We start from the raw sequence: 16,255 nt of genomic DNA on the forward strand, positions 1-16,255 counted from the left end.
GCCCGAAGCCGAGGCCAAGCCCACAGCCGACGCGAAGCCGAAGGCAGAGTCCGAGCCCGAGCCCGAGCCGACGCCCGAGGCCAAGCCCACAGCCGACGCGAAGCCGACGCCCGAGCCCGAGCCCGAGCCGACGCCCGAGGCCGAGCCCACAGCCGACGCGAAGCCGACGCCCGAAGCCGAGGCCAAGCCCACAGCCGACGCGAAGCCGAAGGCAGAGTCCGAGGCGAAGCCGAAGCCCGCGCCGAAGGCCGCCGCCAGCACGAAGGCGAAGCCCGAGACGACCTCTGAGGCCGTGGCCGAGGCCGACGCCGTGCCCGCCGAAGAGGCGTCCGCCGAGGCGAAGCCGAAGCCCGAGCCCAAAGCGAAGCCGAAGGCCGCCCCCAAGGCCACGCAGGCGGCCGAGGCCGATGCGGCCCCGGAACCCGCGGCCCCCGCACCCGCGGCCGCCGACGGCGACCAGGCCCCGCAGGGGCCACCCGCACCCGACGACGAAAGCAGCACGGGTGGTGCGGGTGGGAAAGACACGGCCGAAGGCGAAGCCGAGGCCGGCCCCGCCCTCCCCCTCACCCGCGTCAAGACCCACGCCCCCGGCCTCACCACCGCCTACAAGGCCGCCACCACCACCCTCGAGACCAACGCCCTCACCGGCACCCGAGCCAAGGTCTACCTCGTCCTCGACCGCTCCGCCTCCATGCGCCCGTACTACAAGGACGGCTCCGCCCAGGCCCTCGCAGAGCAGACCCTCGCCCTCGCGGCCCACCTCGACCCCGAGGCAACCGTCCCGGTCGTCTTCTTCTCCACCGAACTCGACGGCACCGGCGAGATCACCCTCACCGACCACGAGAACAAGATCGACGACCTCCACGCCGGCCTCGGCCGCATGGGCCGCACCAGCTACCACGCAGCGGTGGAAGCGGTCCTCGCCCACCACGGCAAGACGGCAGAACCCGCCTCCCCCGCCCTGGTGATCTTCCAGACCGACGGTGCCCCGGACGCGAAGACCCCCGCCACCCAGGCCCTCACCGACGCGGCCAAGACCCACCCCGCCGTGTTCTTCTCCTTCGTCGCCTTCGGAGACCCGGAGAACAAGGCCTTCGACTACCTCCGCAAGCTCAAGACCCCCAACACGTCCCACTTCCTCGCCGGCGAAACCCCCCGCGAGCTCACGGACAAGGAGCTCTACGAGGGCGTACTGGCGAACTGGCGCCCGTAACCCTCCCCGGCCCACCCGACGCCGCCCGCTTCCCACCTCGTAAAAGGGGAGGCGGGCGGCGTAGCCGTGTCAGCTACGATTTCAAGGTTCCGTAGACGACCGAGACCACGAGATCGTCACCCCGCGTAGCGACTTGGGAGCAGCCCGCGATGGCTCGACACCTCATCACCAGCGCCCTTCCGTACATCAACGGGATCAAGCACCTGGGCAACATGGTGGGGTCCATGCTCCCGGCGGACGTCTACTCCCGCTACCTGCGCCAGCGGGGCCACGAGGTCCTCTACATCTGCGCGACGGACGAGCACGGCACCCCGGCGGAGCTCGCCGCGAAGGAACAGGGCGTGCCCGTGGACGCGTTCTGCACCGAGGCACACCACCAGCAGAAGGCGATCTACGACGGCTTCAACCTGGCCTTCGACTACTTCGGCCGCAGCTCCTCCCCGCAGAACCACGAGATCACGCAGGAGATCGCCCGCGAGCTGAAGGCGAACGGCTTCATCGAGGAGCGTTCGATCCGCCAGGTGTACTCGAACGCCGACGGCCGCTTCCTGCCCGACCGCTACATCATCGGCACGTGTCCACACTGCGGCTACGACAAGGCCCGCGGCGACCAGTGCGAGAACTGCACGCGCGTCCTGGACCCGACGGACCTCATCGACGCCCGTTCCGCGATCAGCGGCAGCAGCGACCTGGAGATCCGCGAGACCAAGCACCTCTTCCTCCTCCAGTCGGCGCTGGCCGGCGAGGTCGAGGCATGGGTCGACGAGCGCGCCGACAACTGGCCGGTGCTGGCCTCCTCCATCGCCCGCAAGTGGCTCACGGAGGGCCTGCACGACCGCGCGATCACCCGTGACCTGGACTGGGGCGTCCCGGTCCCCGCGGACACCTGGCCGGACCTCGCCGCGGAGGGCAAGGTCTTCTACGTCTGGTTCGACGCCCCGATCGAGTACATCGGCGCGACGAAGGAGTGGGCGGACCAGGACCCGGAGAACCGCGACTGGCGCTCCTGGTGGTGGGAGTCGGATGCGAACGTCCACTACACGCAGTTCATGGGCAAGGACAACGTCCCCTTCCACAGCGTGATGTTCCCGGCGACCCTGCTGGGCACCCGCGCCCCGTGGAAGAAGGTCGACGTCATCAAGGCCTTCAACTGGCTGAACTACTACGGCGGCAAGTTCTCCACGTCCCAGCGGCGGGGCGTCTTCACGCACGACGCCCTCGACATCCTGCCCGCCGACTACTGGCGCTACTTCATGATGGCGAACGCCCCGGAGTCGGACGACTCGTCCTTCACGTGGGAACACTTCACCGCCACGGTGAACAAGGACCTGGCCGACACCCTCGGCAACTTCGTCAACCGCGTCCTGTCCTTCTCCAAGAAGCGCTTCGGCGAAGAGGTCCCGGCGGGCGCCGAGCCCGGCGATGCGGAGGCGAAGCTGGGTGAGGAGATCGCCCGGCTGCTCGCGGAGTACGAGTCCCAGATGGAGGCCATCCAGTTCCGCAAGGCGGCGGCCGCGCTGCGCGCCCTGTGGTCGGCGGGCAACTCCTACCTGGAGGAGAAGGCCCCCTGGCTGGAGATCAAGACCAACCCGGAGGGTGCCGCGCTCACCCTGCGTACGGCGATGAACCTGATCCACCTCTACGCGGTGGTCTCCGAGCCGTTCATCCCGACGTCGGCGAAGAAGATGCGCGAGGCGTTCTCCCTGGAGAACGACACGGCGGTCTGGGTCACCCAGGACGAGGCGAAGTCCCTCACCGCCGTCCCCGCCGGCACCCCCTTCACCATCCCGCCGGTCCTGTTCGCCAAGCTCACGGACGAGGACCTGGAATCGTACAAGGAGCGCTTCGGCGGCGAGTCCGCGTAACCCGCGCCGCACACCCACCCCCGGTCAGGGGCCTCTGTCCGTAGGATGGCGGAGGCACCTGGCCAACCACAGGGGGGATCACCCATGGCGCTCTTCGGCAACGCACACACCGTGAACCCGGCCTCGGCCCAGCAGGACTACGCCCGGCTCCTCGGCCACGGCGAGCAGGTCCACGCCGCGTTCCTGCTGATCCGCGACACCATCCTCTTCACCGACCGCCGCCTGATCCTGATCGACAAGCAGGGCATCACCGGCAAGAAGGTCGAGTACCACTCGGTCCCCTACCGCAGCATCACCCACTTCGCGGTGGAGACGGCCGGCACCTTCGACCTCGACGCCGAACTGAAGATCTGGATCTCCGGCACCCCGACCCCCATCGAGAAGACCTTCACCAAGGGCGTCGACATCTACGAGGTCCAGGCGATCCTGACCCAGTTCGTGGCGCGCTAACGGCTTTCCGCGGCGCAGGGCAGGAAGTCCGCCCACGCGCGGGGCGTGATCGCAAGCTGAGGACCCTCGACGTTCTTGGAGTCGCGGACGTGCACGGTGCCGGGGGTGACGGCAATCTCGACGCAGGAGTTGCCGTCATTGCCGCCGCTGTAGCTGCTCTTGAACCACGCCAGCTCGGAGGTGTCCCCGGCGGTGCTCTTGCGGATCATGTCTCTCCCAGCAGTAGCTCGATAAAGGCCAGCGACTCCCGCGGAAAGAGCGCCTGAGCCCGGATGGTGCCATACCGCAACTCAAGGACGCGCAGGTGTTTGAATTCGGAGATCGGCCGACCGTTGAACGCACCATCGGAGCGCCCCACGGCCGTGCCATCCGGGAACTTCAGCAACTCAATCCGACCGTCCAGGCCGGAGTGGGTGTCGCAGTCCATCGGCATCACCTGAAGCACGACCTTGTGCAACCGCCCCACCTCCAGCAGACGTTCAAGCTGCTGACGCCACGCCATTGTGCCTCCGATGGGACGCCGCAGGACCCCCCTCTTCCAGGACGAACCTGAGCGCTGGTGCGGGTGACCGATCGAAGACCGACTGCCGGGCGAGTCGAGCGGCCACCATGCGTTCCACATCGTCTGGTGAGTACGGCGGTTGCGCTGCCCCTATCACCGATCGTGCGTGTTCCGGCGTCTGCAGCAGCCCAGGGATGATGTGGCACTCGTACAGAGCGATCTCGACCGCCTTGGCCTCCAACTTGCCCAGCTCCCGAACCCTCTTCGGATACCGGACCTTCTTCACGTCCTCCCAAGCCGCAGCGACAAGCCCGCCCGCGTCCAGCACCTCGTCGGCCCGCTCCAGGTACTCCTGCCGCGGAAACCGCTTCCCGCCCTCGACCTTGTAGACCAGGTCCTCCCCGTATCCGACCGCCACCGCGAAGTCGGCTGCCCGCATCCCCACCGCCTCCCGCCGCAGCTTCAACTGCCTTCCCACCGTGGCGAGTACCGCCACGCCCCACTCGTCGTCCGGGTCCACCTCCCACCCCGGCTCATCGGCCTCGCTCTTGAGCCGCTGCACCTCTCCATCGACCGACATACCGCACCCCTCCGTCGTACCGCCGTGCCGTGCCGCAACGTCCTTACCCGTAGGCCCGCTTCCGGCTGTCCGGACAACGGCCGACAAGCCCTGGACAGTCACCCTACGTATCGACTTTGTCACTGGGCGCGGTAAGCAGGCACCCCCACGCTCAGTGACGTGAACCAGGAACAGTCGACCCAAGTCCTCGCGCCCACCGACCACTCCAGCGCCCAGGCGGAACGCGATCCAACACCTGGACCAGCGGAAACGGCACGAGAACCGGAACCCGACCGCGTGTGCTCCGGTGCCGTCGGCGGTCTTCTCAAGGACCACTGGAGAGAAAGAAACCGCACCAAGCCCCACCCCACCCGCCCACGGCTCACGCTCACGGCTCACGCTCACGGCTCGCCCTCACCCGCCCGAGTGAACATCACCAACTGAGCTGGATTCGGCACCGGTTGCCTGCCCTACGCTCAGCGCAACACCAAGCAGCACGGCACGACAACCCCAGACATGCAACGGCCCTCGCCGGGACTGGCATCCCAGTGCGAGGGCCTGACCACCAAGGAAAAGCACCTTCCCGATGGACACCCAAAACACTAGCGTGCGCCCGCACGCCCAGTCCCGTAACAGCGGCAAAAACCACCCGCACCGGCGGACTCAGCACACGCAGACGAACGCCCGCCCCGGCGGCGTCATCCACGACAACGCCCGCCACACCACCCGCTTCACGGTGATCGGCAACCACCTCACCCAGCACCCGGACCTGTCGCTGCTGGCGATCGGCCTGGCCTGCCACATCCAGTCGCTGCCCACCGGCGCCGGCGTCGGCATCAAGACCCTCGCCGCCCGTTTCCCCGAGGGCCCGACCCGGATCTCCGCCGCCCTCCGCGAACTCGAGGCCCATGGCTATCTCCGCCGCACCCGCGAGCGCACGGCGACCGGCCGCATCGTCACCCGCACCGTCTCCTGCAACCAGCCGGGCCGCCGACGCGACGGCGACCCGTCCGAAACGGCACCGGCCAGGCCCCCTGCCCGCCGAGCGGCCGGCGCCCCGCAGCAGGAACCCGCACGCCGCCGGGCCCTCCCTGCCGTACCGAAGCCCGCGTACAGCTCCCCCGCCCTGCTCCAGGCGGCCACCGACGTCCTCGCCGGCCTCCGCCGCACGGACCCCCGCCTGCTGCTCTCCGCCACCGACGCCGAACACCTCGCCCCCGGAGTCGCCGCCTGGCTGGAGCGGGACCTCACCTCCACCGCCGTACGTCAGGCCCTGACCAGCGACCTGCCGGCAGAGCCCTTGCGCCGCCCGGCCGCGCTCCTCGCCCACCGCCTCACCGCCGGGCTCCCGCCCCTGCCGCCGTACCGCACGCCCGAACCGCCCCCGCCCGCCCGGCACCCACTCCGCAACTGCGACTCCTGCGACCGCGGCTACCGCGGCCCCGACCCACACAACTGCCAGGGATGCGCGGAGAAGCGAACGCCATGACCATCACACCGGACACCACACGGCAGGCCGCCTGTCGCCACTACCGCCCCATACGGGACTTTCTCCCTCCATGGACGGCACCGGTCTGCCACTCGGGCGGCGCCGTACAGCCTCGGGCGCGAGGGCCGCGACTTCCTCGAACTCGGCCCCCTAGATGGCCAGCAACGCCGCGAGACGGGCAGCGGTCCGCTCGCCCGCCCGCTGCCTGATCAAGCCCTCCTTGGCAGCAGCGCGGAGCCTGACACCCGAGGTGGACACCTCACCCCTCGTCACCCGTGCAGTGACCACGACGGGGTTCATGCCGCCATAGCCACCGCCGGCAACGACACGGATCGTCCGCTGGTCCGCACCGGGTTCAGAGACGGCGTCGACCGTTCGCCCTGCTCGTCCCAGCACTTGGGCGACGCGCTCGACGGCGTCTTCGAACGGCAACGCGACGACCAGGTCGATCTCGTGAACGTTCTTCCTCATCAGCTTGGCGACGAACCGGGTCAAGCCGCCGCCACCCCCACCGGCAGCAGCCAGAGCGGCAAGCTCATCGGCCAGGATCTCGTCCTCACGCTCGTCCACGCGCCCCCCATTTATCGCTTCGCCGACCGCGCTTCCCATGTAACCAGCTGCCCGCCCGCCCCGCACCGCCCGATCGGGGCGCGGCCTTCGGTCTCCCACCCCGGACCACCGCGCGACCCCGATCCAACGGCTCATCAATTCCCCTGGCACATCGAGTACTTGATGTAGGGCGGAAGGCCGGCGGGCCGGTCCGGGCAGGGGCCCGCGCACGATGTGCGCGGGCCCTCTCGCCGTGCCTCAGTCCGTCCCGGTCAGCCGAAGGGCCTTCAGCACGCCAGGGCTCAGAGCCACGTCGTTGTGCCGCTCCCGGAAGAGTGAACGCAACCAGTTCATCGGATGCGCCCTCTCCGCTGGACCTAGCTTGCGCACATGGTCACATCAACCCATGAGAGCTCGCACCGGATCTTCCAGGACCATCCGGAGGTTCTCGCTCCCGTCTTCGAGGCATTGGGTCTGCCACCGCCCGCAAAGGCGACCATCGAGGCCCTCACGCCCGACGCCACGGAGATCAAGCCGCTGGAGCGCCGGGTGGATACGGTGCTCAAGGTCGAGCCGTCCGAGGGAGACGGCTTTCTCATCGCCGTCGAGGCACAGACCGCTCGGACCCCTGGCAAGGGATTCAGCTGGTCCTATTACGTGGCGCACCTGCACGCGAAGTACGGCATGCCCGTGCTGCTCGTCGCCGTCTGCAAGAACCGGTCGACCGCGTCCTGGGCGGCGGGACCCTTCGAGTGTCGCGTCCGAACGTGGACGACGCAGAGCACCCGCCCCTTCGTGCTGGGCCCCGACAACGTTCCGGAAATCACCGACGAGTCCGTGGTAGCACGGCAACCGGCGCTGGCCACCTTCTCGGCCATCGTCCATAGCGACAGCGCGAACGCGGCCGCCATACTGGAATTGCTGGCCCGCGGGATGCGGTCGTTCGACAGAGCCACAGCGAAGTACTGGTGCGAATGGCTGGAAGTCGGACTGGAGAACACTCCGGTCCGGGAGACATGGAGAGAGCTGGAGAAGATGGTCGCCACTTACTTCCCGGGCAGGGGAACCCTCTTCGAGGAGACGTACCTGGAGGGCAAGGCCGAAGGCAAGGCCGAAGGCAAGGCGGAGGGCAAGGCCGAGTCCATCCTGAGCGTGCTGGACAAGCGCGGCATCCCCATCCCCGAAGCCATCCGCGACCGCATCACCACCTGCACCGACCTCGACACCCTCACCCTCTGGTTCGACCGCTCCCTGACGGCCACCACCGCGGAGGACCTGTTCGCCGACGGGTGATCGGAGCGCCCACAGCCCGGGCCCGCCCGGCTGCCCCGTCACCGCCACGCTCTCCGCACCCGAGCCCCTTCCGGGTCAACGGGTTGGATAGAAGTCCATTTATGTGACTATGGGGCGGACGACTTGTACGCGTCCGCCCCACCCGTCTCCCTCACCGGCGAACGCGCCCGCCGCGAACGAACCGCCGACACCTGCCGCGACCACCGCACCGGCGCCCGCGGCGACGCCCTTGCGGCGTGTCAGATCCCTTTTGGGTTTCGGCCCTTGGGCCGTCTCCTGTCCCGTCATGGGAAGGGAAGCTGGGGAGCGTGCCCGTCAGGATCCTGAGTGAGGGCTGGGTATGAACCCTGGGTACGAAAGCGGCTCGGAACCGGCGCCGGTTCCGAGCCACTCCCGAGCGGTCGCCTACTTCGGCTGTGGCTTGCGCACCGACAGGTGCAGCTCCTTCAGCCGCGCCTCCTCCAGCTCCGTCGGCGCGCCCATCATCAGGTCCTGGGCGTTGCCGTTGAGCGGGAAGGCGATGGTCTCGCGGATGTTGGGCTCGTCGGCGAGCAGCATGACGATGCGGTCGACGCCCGGGGCGATGCCGCCGTGCGGCGGGGCGCCGAAGCGGAAGGCGCGCAGCATGCCGGCGAACTTCTCCTCGACGGTCTCGCGGTCGTACCCGGCGATCTCGAAGGCCTTGAGCATGATCTCCGGCTCGTGGTTCCGGATCGCGCCGGAGGACAGCTCGACGCCGTTGCAGACGATGTCGTACTGCCAGCCGAGGATGTCCAGCGGGTCCTGGGTCTCCAGGGCCTCAAGACCGCCCTGCGGCATGGAGAACGGGTTGTGCGAGAAGTCGATCGCGCCGGTGTCCTCGTCCTTCTCGTACATCGGGAAGTCGACGATCCAGCAGAACCGGAAGACGCCCTCCTCGAAGTGCCCGGCACGCTTGGCGGCTTCCACCCGCACCGCGCCCATGATCTTGGAGACCTCGTCGAACTCGCCCGCGCCGAAGAAGACCGCGTGGCCGGCGGCCAGGGAGAGGCGCTTGGTCAGCTCGGCGACGTTCTCCTCGGTGAGGAACTTCGCGATCGGGCCGGTCAGCGAGCCGTCCTCGGCGACACGGACCCAGGCCAGGCCCTTGGCTCCCTGCGAGACGGCGTAGTCACCGAGCTGGTCGAAGAACTTGCGGGGCTGGCCGGACACGTCCGGCACGGGCAGGGCCCGCACGTGCTTGCCGGCGAACGCCTTGAACTCCGAGCCCTCGAAGATGTCGGTGATGTCGACGAGTTCGAGCTGGGCGCGCAGGTCGGGCTTGTCGGAGCCGTACTTCAGCATCGCCTCGCGGAACGGGATCCGCGGGAACGGCGAGGTGACGTGGCGGCCGTTGCCGAACTCCTCGAACAGCTCGGTCATGAGCTTCTCGACGGGCTGGAAGACGTCCTCCTGCTCGACGAAGCTCATCTCGATGTCGAGCTGGTAGAACTCGCCCGGCGAGCGGTCGGCGCGCGCGTCCTCGTCCCGGAAACAGGGCGCGATCTGGAAGTACCGGTCGAAGCCGGAGATCATCAGCAGCTGCTTGAACTGCTGGGGCGCCTGGGGAAGGGCGTAGAACCTGCCCGGGTTCAGGCGGGAGGGGACGACGAAGTCACGGGCGCCCTCGGGGGAGGTCGCGGACAGGATCGGCGTCGCCATCTCGTTGAAGCCCAGCGCCGTCATCTTGTGGCGAATCGCCGAGATGACCGACGTGCGCAGCAGGATGTTGCGGTGCATGCGCTCGCGGCGCAGGTCCAGGAAGCGGTACTCCAGGCGCCGCTCCTCGTTGACCCCGTCCTCGGTGTTGATCGTGAACGGCAGCGGGGCGGCCGCGCCGAGCAGTTCGACCTCGCCGACCTCGACCTCGATCTCACCGGTCGGCAGCTCGGGGTTGATGTTCTCGGCGCCCCGGGAGACGACCTTGCCGTCGACACGGACGGTCGACTCCTTGGAGAGCTTGTCGAGGGCCTCGTAGGCGGGGGTGCCGGGACGGGCCACGAGCTGCGTGATGCCGTAGTGATCGCGCAGATCGATGAAGAGGATGCCGCCCAGGTCGCGCCGATTGTGCAGCCAGCCACTCAGCCGGACGTCGCTGCCGACGTCAGAGGAGCGGAGCTCGCCGCAGGTGTGGGACCTGTACCGATGCATCGTCGTTCATCCAGTCTTCGCTGATCGGGGTCTGTGTTTCACGTGAAACGCGTCCCCAGCGTACCGGGCAGGCGAAGATCGGCTCTCCACAGTTGTCGATCGAGCACCCGGTCACCGTTGTTCGGGCGCGCGTCCACTATCAGTGGCAGTGTTCGACCGCCTCTTCTTAAAGTAGGGCAATGCGCACTGGCGAGCCTCTGCCCGCCGTGGGGGAGGCTCTCGCCGCCCTCGCGACCGGCCTGTGGCACTGGGACACCGCCACCGGACTGGTCACGGTCGATGCCGAGGCAGCCCGGTTGCTCGGGCTGCCCGCCGAGCAGGTCAGCCTCACGGAGGCCCAGGCCCGGGCCCGGCTGCACCCGGTCGACTGGAACGAGATCACCGGCGTGATCCAGCTGGCCGTGGCCGAGGGCACCCTCGCCGAGGTCCGGATCCGGATCATGGACGAGCAGGGCCGGGTCGTCCGGATCGTCCGCAGCCGCTCCAAGCCGTCCTTCGACCGGGCCCGCAAGGCGTACCGGCTGATCGGCACGCTCCAGGAGGTCACCGAGCCGACTCCGGGCACCCCGGCCGGGCGCAGCGCGGTCACCGGGGACTGGCGACGCTCACGGGAGGCGTTCCTGCTGGACGCGGGCCGGGCACTGGCCGAGGCGCGCTCCACCCAGGAGGTCCTGCGGGTGACGGCGAATCTGTCGATGCCCGGGTTCTCGCCGGACGGGCTGGCGGTGTTCGGGGTCTCGGGGGATCACCTGACGATCATCGGCCACCACGGGCAGCAGCGAGGCACGGAGAGCCCCTTCTCGGACATGCCGCTGGACACGGACTACCCGGCCGCCGAGGTGGTGCGGACCGGCCGGGCCGTGTACCTGTCCTCCGCCGAGCAGTACAAGGCCCGCTATCCGCTGACCTGGCCGCTCGCCGAGCGCTTCGGCCGCCGTTCCTGGGCGTTCCTGCCACTGACCGTGGCCGGGCGCACGATGGGAGCGTGGATGGCGGCGTTCACCTACCCGGTCGCGTTCACCCCGGACGAGCGGTCCGTGCTGGCGACGGTGGCACGCATGCTGGCGCAGGCCCTGACGCGCGCCGGCGTGGCCGAGAGCGAACGCGCCCTGACCGACGGCCTCCAGCGCACGATGCTGCCGAGGCTCGGCCCGCAGCGCATCCCGGGTATGAGCGTCGCCGCCCGTTACGTCCCCACCGGCGGCGGCCTCCAGGTCGGCGGCGACTGGTACGACGTGATCCCGCTGCCCAGCGGGCGGTTCGCCCTGGTCATCGGGGACGTCCAGGGCCATGACGTGCGGGCGGCGGGGCTGATGGGCCAGTTGCGGATCGCCCTGCGGGCCTACGCCTCGGAGGGCCACCGCCCGGACGCGGTGCTGACGCGTGCCTCCCGATTCCTGCACGGCATCAGCGACGAGGACCCGGCCGACCCGCGCTTCGCGACCTGCGTGTACGTCGAGGTCGACCCGGCGACGGGAGTGCTGGACATCGCCCGTGCCGGGCACCCGGACCCGGCGATCCGGATGGCCGACGGGACGGTGCTGACGCGGCCGACGTCGGGCGGTCTGCCCCTGGGCATCGACCCGGATGCCGACTACCCCACGACCCGCCTCGAGCTGGAGCCCGGCGAGACCATGCTGATCTGCACGGACGGCCTGCTCGAGACCGGCGGCCACGACCTGGACACCGGCTGGCGGCGGCTGCGCGTGATCCTGGAGGACCACAAGGGCGATCTGGAGGAACTCGCCGACGCCCTGGTGCAGGCCGTGCACGGGCCGTCCTCGCACCACACCACCGGCCCCCTGGCGGACCGGCGCGAGGACGACATCGCGATGCTGCTGCTGAGCCGGGACGGAGACGGGTGCGGCTGCGGTGACGCGATGACCGTGCGGCCTCCGGTACGGCGCTCGGTGCTGACCGTGGCGCAGGCAGAGCCCGAGCGGGTCGCGGTCGCCCGGCAGCAGCTGCGCGAGCTGCTGCATGACTGGGTCGCGCCCGACCAGGTCGACTCGGCGGTGCTGCTGCTGTCCGAGCTGCTGACGAACGTCCTCGTGCACACCGACTCCGACGCACTGCTGGTCGCCGAGATCACGGGCGAGGTGGGCGGGCGGCGGCTGCGCATCGAGGTCACGGACGGCGGCGACGACCTGCCGCACAAGCGCAGACCCGGGGAGCTGGCGTCCTCCGGCCGCGGCCTGGTGCTGATCGAACTGCTCGCGCACGCCTGGGGGGTCGACCCGCGCGGCGAGGGCAAGAGCATCTGGTTCGAGCTCTACGAGTCCGTGGACGGCTCGGGCGACGGCTCCTGGTCGCCGTAGCGGGTGCGCAGCTCCTGGACGACCCCGAAGGCCGCGGCGGTGAGCGGCACGGCCAGCAGCATGCCGAGCACTCCGGCGACGGACGCCCCGGCTGTGATCGTCACCATCACCACCGCCGGGTGCATCTGCACGGTCCGGCTCTGGATCATCGGCTGGAGGACGTGCCCTTCCAGCACCTGCACCGCGAGGACCACGCCGAGCGCCCACAGCGCGATCACGAATCCCCGGTCGGCCAGCGCCACCAGCACGGCCAGGGCTCCCGAGATGAAGGCGCCGAGGTAGGGGATGTAGGCGCCGACGAAGACCAGCGCGCCCAGCCCGGCCGCGCCCGGCACGTCGAGGACGAGCAGTCCCACGGTGATGAGCAGGGCGTCGATGAGGGCGATGAGGGTGGTGCCGCGCATGAACCCCTCGACGGCCCTCAGGGCCCGCCGCGCCATGGCCTCCAGAGTGTCGGCCGACCCGCGGGGCGACAGGGCCCGCAGCGTCCCGGCGGCCCTGTCGGAGTCGCGCAGGAAGAAGAAGACGAGCAGCAGCGCGAGGACGGCCATGGCGATGGACTCGCCGACCACGCTGACGCCGCTGATCACGCCGGAGGCTGCCGTACCGCCGAACTTGCCCAGCAGCTCCCGGGCGTTGGTGGCGAGGTCGTCCAGCGAGGTGCCGGCCGCGCCGAAATGGTCGGAGATCCCGCGGGCGGCCTGTTTGAGGGAGGCGACGATCTCGTCACCCGTGTCGATGAGCGCGGCGACCACGATGTACACGGCCCCGCCGACCACGGCGACCACCGCGACACAGGTGAGCCCGGCCGCGACCGACCGGTTCACTCCGGCCTCCACGAGCCGCCGGTGCAGCGGCCCGAGCAGCGCCGTCCCCAGCAGCGCGAGCAGCACGGGCACGACGGCGGTCCGGAACTCCACGACCAGCCGGATCCCGACGTAGACGACCCCGGCGACGAGCAGCGCAACGGCACACCAGGCGGCGAGGCGACGGGCGGCTTCGGGGAGCAGCGGGGTGAAGGCCTGCACAGGTCCACCCGACCACGCGCCTGGCGGGCCGTCCCGTCAGGACGGCCCGCCAGGGTGACAGGGCGTCAGCGGCCCCGGGTGCCGGTTCAGTCCTGCGGACCGCTCTCCGTCATCCCGTGCACCGCCGGGACCGTGCCCAGGCGGCCCTTCTGGAAGTCCTCGAAGGCCTGCTGGAGCTCTTCCCGGGTGTTCATCACGAATGGACCGTAGTGGGCCATCGGCTCGCGGATCGGCTGCCCGCCGAGCAGGACGACCTCGAGGTCCGGCGTGTGGGAGTCCTGCTTCTCGTCCGCCCGCACGGTCAGGGAGCCGCCCGCGCCGAAGACCGCCGTCTGGCCGAGGTGGATCGGGCGGCGCTCGGCACCGACCGAGCCCTTGCCCGCCAGCACGTACGCCAGCCCGTTGAAGTCCTCCCGCCACGGCAGGGTGAGCTCCGCACCCGGCGCCAGCGTCGCGTGGACCATCGTGATCGGGGTGTGCGTGATGCCGGGGCCCGCGTGCCCGTCCAGCTCACCGGCGATGACCCGCAGCAGCGCGCCGCCGTCGGGCGTGGTCAGCAGCTGGACGTTGCCGCCGCGGATGTCCTGGTAGCGCGGGGGCATCATCTTGTCCTTGGCCGGGAGGTTCACCCACAGCTGCAGGCCGTGGAAGAGCCCGCCGGACATGACCAGATGCTCCGGTGGCGCCTCGATGTGCAACAGGCCCGAGCCCGCGGTCATCCACTGGGTGTCCCCGTTGGTGATGGTGCCGCCGCCGCCCTGGCTGTCCTGGTGGTCGAAGATCCCGTCGATGATGTAGGTGACGGTCTCGAAGCCGCGGTGGGGGTGCCACGGGGTGCCCTTGGGCTCGCCCGGCGCGTAGTCCACCTCACCCATCTGGTCCATCATGATGAACGGGTCCAGGTGGCGGTAGTTGATTCCCGCGAACGCCCGGCGCACCGGGAAGCCCTCGCCCTCGAAACCGCTCGGAGCGGTCGTGACGGTGAGCACGGGACGTGCCACGGCGTCAGCCGGCGCGGTCACGCGGGGCAGCGTCAACGGGTTCTCGACGGTCACTGCAGGCATGTCGGTTCCTCCTCGTGTACGCCCAGTTTAGTTGAGCGTTGAACTTCCTGCCACCCCAAACAGAGAAAACCGGGAGGACATTCCCGCCCCGGGGGACGGCGCAGCGAACCACGGGAGACCGGCACGGCGAAAGGCCGCCACCCCACGGCGGGGGACGGCCCTCGTACGTCCGCGTCAGGCGACCAGTTCGGGCTCCTCACCCACGGCCCCGGCAGGTTCCGGCTTGCGGTCCCGCATCACCAGCGTGGCCACGACCGCCGCGGCCAGGACTCCGAACGCACTGATCGTGAAGGTCGTCGACATCGAGGCGGCGAAGGCCTCCCGGGCCGCCCGCACCAGCCCCGTGTCGCCATCGGCGACGGCCAGGGCTCCGCCGATGGACTCCCGGGCCTGCTCGGGGGCGCCGGCCGGCATCTCGTCCGCGTACCCGCCGGTGAGCAGGGAGCCGAGGATCGCGATACCGAGGGCGGTTCCGGACTGCTGGATGGTGTCGTTGAGGGCCGAGCCGACGCCCGCCTTGTCCTCCGGGATGGTGCCCATCAGCGCGGCCACCGCGGCCGGCATCGCCAGGCCGGCCCCCAGCCCCAGGATCCCCAGCGCCACGGCCGGGACCGCGAACCCGCTGTCCGCGGTGAGCGTGGTCAGCAGCCCGAAGGAGACGGCCATCAGCAGCATCCCGCCGAGGATGACGAACCGGTTGCCCACCTTGACCGCGAGCTGTGCCCCGGCCGCGTTGCCGGCCAGCGCGGCCACGGCCAGAGGCAGGAAGGCCAGGCCCGCCTTGACCGCGGACCAGCCGAGGACGAACTGGAGGTACTGGGTCAGGACCAGCAGCAGGCCGGCGTTGCCGATCTGGACGAGCGCCAGGGAGAGCGAGCCTCCGCTGAAGTTGCGGTGCCGGAAGAGGACCAGCGGGACCATCGGCGAGGGGGCCGCCTTCTGCCGGATCACGAAGCCGGCCAGGGCGGCCACCGCGACGGCCAGGACGAGGAGGGAGCGGCCCTCGAACGCACCGTGCTGCGGGATCTCGATGATCCACCACACCAGGGCCGTCATGCCCACCGCGGACAGCACGGCGCCCAGCGGGTCCGGCTTCTGCCACGGCGCCTTCGACTCCGGCATCAGCAGCACACCGGCCAGCAGGGCGAGAGCGACGATCGGGACGTTGATCAGGAAGACGGCCTGCCAGGCGAAGTGGTCGATGAGCACCCCGCCGAGCACCGGGCTGCCGACCAGCCCCAGCATCGACACCGAGCCCCACGCGGCCATCGCCTTGGGCCGCTCGTCCTCGTCGAAGACGGTGATCAGGATGGACAGGGTCGAGGGCATGATCAGCGCCCCGCCGACGCCCATCGCGATCCGCACCGCGATCAGCTCACCGGGAGTGGAGCAGAACACCGCCCCCAGCGAGGCCGCCCCGAACAGCAGCAGCCCGATCAGCATCACCTTCCGGCGCCCGAAGCGGTCCCCCAGACTGCCCGAGGTCAGCAGCAGTCCGGCGAAGACCAGGGTGTAGGAGTCGAGGATCCACTGCATGTCCTGGGCGCTCGCCCCGAGATCCTCGGTCAGCGCGGGCACCGCGACGGTCAGCGCCATGTTGTCGACGACCAGCACCAGCGTGCTGAGGCACAGCACGATCAGGATCCACCAGCGGCGTGGGTTGCGAGTATCCATTCCGGTTCCCCTCCTGCGAACACCGTTCCTGCGATGCGCACACTGTACGCACAGCGGAACAGCGTGCGCAATCCTGGAGTTC

12 protein-coding genes and 1 pseudogene are annotated in these 16,255 nt (G+C 69.9%); 6 read left to right on the plus strand and 7 right to left on the minus strand.

Going from position 1 to position 16,255, the window contains the following annotated elements; translation table 11 throughout:
- The 3 genes from ACFU3E_RS05255 to ACFU3E_RS05265 form a co-directional block, all read left to right on the plus strand.
- Nucleotides 1–1,213 (plus strand): VWA domain-containing protein (locus tag ACFU3E_RS05255; RefSeq protein ID WP_384152334.1); only part of this gene is annotated, 1,213 nt, incomplete at its 5' end.
- Nucleotides 1,214–1,362: 149 nt separating this feature from the next.
- A complete protein-coding gene (gene metG / locus ACFU3E_RS05260; protein WP_384152337.1) occupies nt 1,363–3,078 on the plus strand; it encodes a methionine--tRNA ligase in 1,716 nt (571 codons plus the stop codon).
- A gap of 84 nt (nt 3,079–3,162) precedes the next feature.
- On the plus strand, nt 3,163–3,528 hold the full coding sequence (locus ACFU3E_RS05265) for a PH domain-containing protein (protein WP_248502888.1): 366 nt from the start codon (nt 3,163–3,165) through the stop codon (nt 3,526–3,528).
- Here ACFU3E_RS05265 and ACFU3E_RS05270 read toward each other — a convergent pair.
- Nucleotides 3,525–3,737, minus strand: coding sequence for a DUF397 domain-containing protein (locus ACFU3E_RS05270; protein ID WP_384152340.1), 213 nt, complete (start codon nt 3,735–3,737; stop codon nt 3,525–3,527). The genes ACFU3E_RS05265 and ACFU3E_RS05270 overlap by 4 nt on opposite strands.
- Nucleotides 3,734–4,610 (minus strand): annotated as a pseudogene (locus ACFU3E_RS05275) (helix-turn-helix domain-containing protein). Before ACFU3E_RS05275 ends, ACFU3E_RS05270 begins: the two are co-directional and overlap by 4 nt.
- Before the next feature lie 565 nt (nt 4,611–5,175).
- On the opposite strand from ACFU3E_RS05275, the gene ACFU3E_RS05280 reads away from it, so the two are divergent.
- Nucleotides 5,176–6,078 carry a helix-turn-helix domain-containing protein gene (locus ACFU3E_RS05280; RefSeq protein ID WP_384152344.1) on the plus strand — a complete coding sequence of 301 codons (903 nt, stop codon included), beginning with the start codon at nt 5,176–5,178 and terminating at the stop codon, nt 6,076–6,078.
- 150 nt (nt 6,079–6,228) lie between these two features.
- On the opposite strand, the gene ACFU3E_RS05285 is transcribed toward ACFU3E_RS05280, so the two are convergent.
- A complete protein-coding gene (locus tag ACFU3E_RS05285) occupies nt 6,229–6,648 on the minus strand; it encodes a hypothetical protein (protein WP_384152347.1) in 420 nt (139 codons plus the stop codon).
- A gap of 369 nt (nt 6,649–7,017) precedes the next feature.
- On the opposite strand from ACFU3E_RS05285, the gene ACFU3E_RS05290 reads away from it, so the two are divergent.
- Complete coding sequence (locus ACFU3E_RS05290) at nt 7,018–7,920, plus strand: hypothetical protein (protein WP_384152350.1); 903 nt, start codon at nt 7,018–7,020, stop codon at nt 7,918–7,920.
- A 405-nt stretch (nt 7,921–8,325) separates the two neighbouring features.
- Here the strand turns inward: ACFU3E_RS05290 and aspS are convergent, their stop codons facing one another.
- Nucleotides 8,326–10,089 carry an aspartate--tRNA ligase gene (aspS, locus tag ACFU3E_RS05295; RefSeq protein ID WP_384152353.1) on the minus strand — a complete coding sequence of 588 codons (1,764 nt, stop codon included), beginning with the start codon at nt 10,087–10,089 and terminating at the stop codon, nt 8,326–8,328.
- Nucleotides 10,090–10,268: 179 nt separating this feature from the next.
- Here aspS and ACFU3E_RS05300 point away from each other — a divergent pair, with 179 nt between their 5' ends.
- Complete coding sequence (locus ACFU3E_RS05300) at nt 10,269–12,407, plus strand: SpoIIE family protein phosphatase (protein WP_384152356.1); 2,139 nt, start codon at nt 10,269–10,271, stop codon at nt 12,405–12,407.
- Here the strand turns inward: ACFU3E_RS05300 and ACFU3E_RS05305 are convergent.
- From ACFU3E_RS05305 to ACFU3E_RS05315, 3 genes are all read right to left on the minus strand, one after another.
- Nucleotides 12,362–13,435, minus strand: coding sequence for an AI-2E family transporter (locus tag ACFU3E_RS05305; protein ID WP_384152359.1), 1,074 nt, complete (start codon nt 13,433–13,435; stop codon nt 12,362–12,364). The two genes, ACFU3E_RS05300 and ACFU3E_RS05305, sit on opposite strands and share 46 nt — an antisense overlap.
- Nucleotides 13,436–13,521: 86 nt before the next feature.
- Nucleotides 13,522–14,499 (minus strand): pirin family protein, encoded by a 978-nt coding sequence (locus ACFU3E_RS05310; protein ID WP_384152362.1) that lies wholly within the window; start codon nt 14,497–14,499, stop codon nt 13,522–13,524.
- A gap of 174 nt (nt 14,500–14,673) precedes the next feature.
- Nucleotides 14,674–16,173: an MFS transporter gene (locus tag ACFU3E_RS05315; protein ID WP_384152365.1), complete on the minus strand. Its 1,500-nt coding sequence runs from the start codon at nt 16,171–16,173 to the stop codon at nt 14,674–14,676.
- Nucleotides 16,174–16,255 lie beyond the last annotated feature (82 nt).

This window comes from Streptomyces sp. NPDC057424 (assembly GCF_042803315.1).
Classification (GTDB): Bacteria; Actinomycetota; Actinomycetes; order Streptomycetales; family Streptomycetaceae; genus Streptomyces.

What these genes read in the sequence shown, in the direction of transcription:
- aspS (WP_384152353.1), bottom strand. Translation starts at nt 10,089, where the DNA reads ATGCATCGGTACAGGTCCCACACCTGCGGCGAGCTCCGCTCCTCTGAC.
- ACFU3E_RS05270 (WP_384152340.1), bottom strand. Translation starts at nt 3,737, where the DNA reads ATGATCCGCAAGAGCACCGCCGGGGACACCTCCGAGCTGGCGTGGTTC.
- metG (WP_384152337.1), top strand. Translation starts at nt 1,363, where the DNA reads ATGGCTCGACACCTCATCACCAGCGCCCTTCCGTACATCAACGGGATC.
- ACFU3E_RS05280 (WP_384152344.1), top strand. Translation starts at nt 5,176, where the DNA reads ATGGACACCCAAAACACTAGCGTGCGCCCGCACGCCCAGTCCCGTAAC.
- ACFU3E_RS05290 (WP_384152350.1), top strand. Translation starts at nt 7,018, where the DNA reads ATGGTCACATCAACCCATGAGAGCTCGCACCGGATCTTCCAGGACCAT.
- ACFU3E_RS05265 (WP_248502888.1), top strand. Translation starts at nt 3,163, where the DNA reads ATGGCGCTCTTCGGCAACGCACACACCGTGAACCCGGCCTCGGCCCAG.
- ACFU3E_RS05310 (WP_384152362.1), bottom strand. Translation starts at nt 14,499, where the DNA reads ATGCCTGCAGTGACCGTCGAGAACCCGTTGACGCTGCCCCGCGTGACC.
- ACFU3E_RS05300 (WP_384152356.1), top strand. Translation starts at nt 10,269, where the DNA reads ATGCGCACTGGCGAGCCTCTGCCCGCCGTGGGGGAGGCTCTCGCCGCC.
- ACFU3E_RS05315 (WP_384152365.1), bottom strand. Translation starts at nt 16,173, where the DNA reads ATGGATACTCGCAACCCACGCCGCTGGTGGATCCTGATCGTGCTGTGC.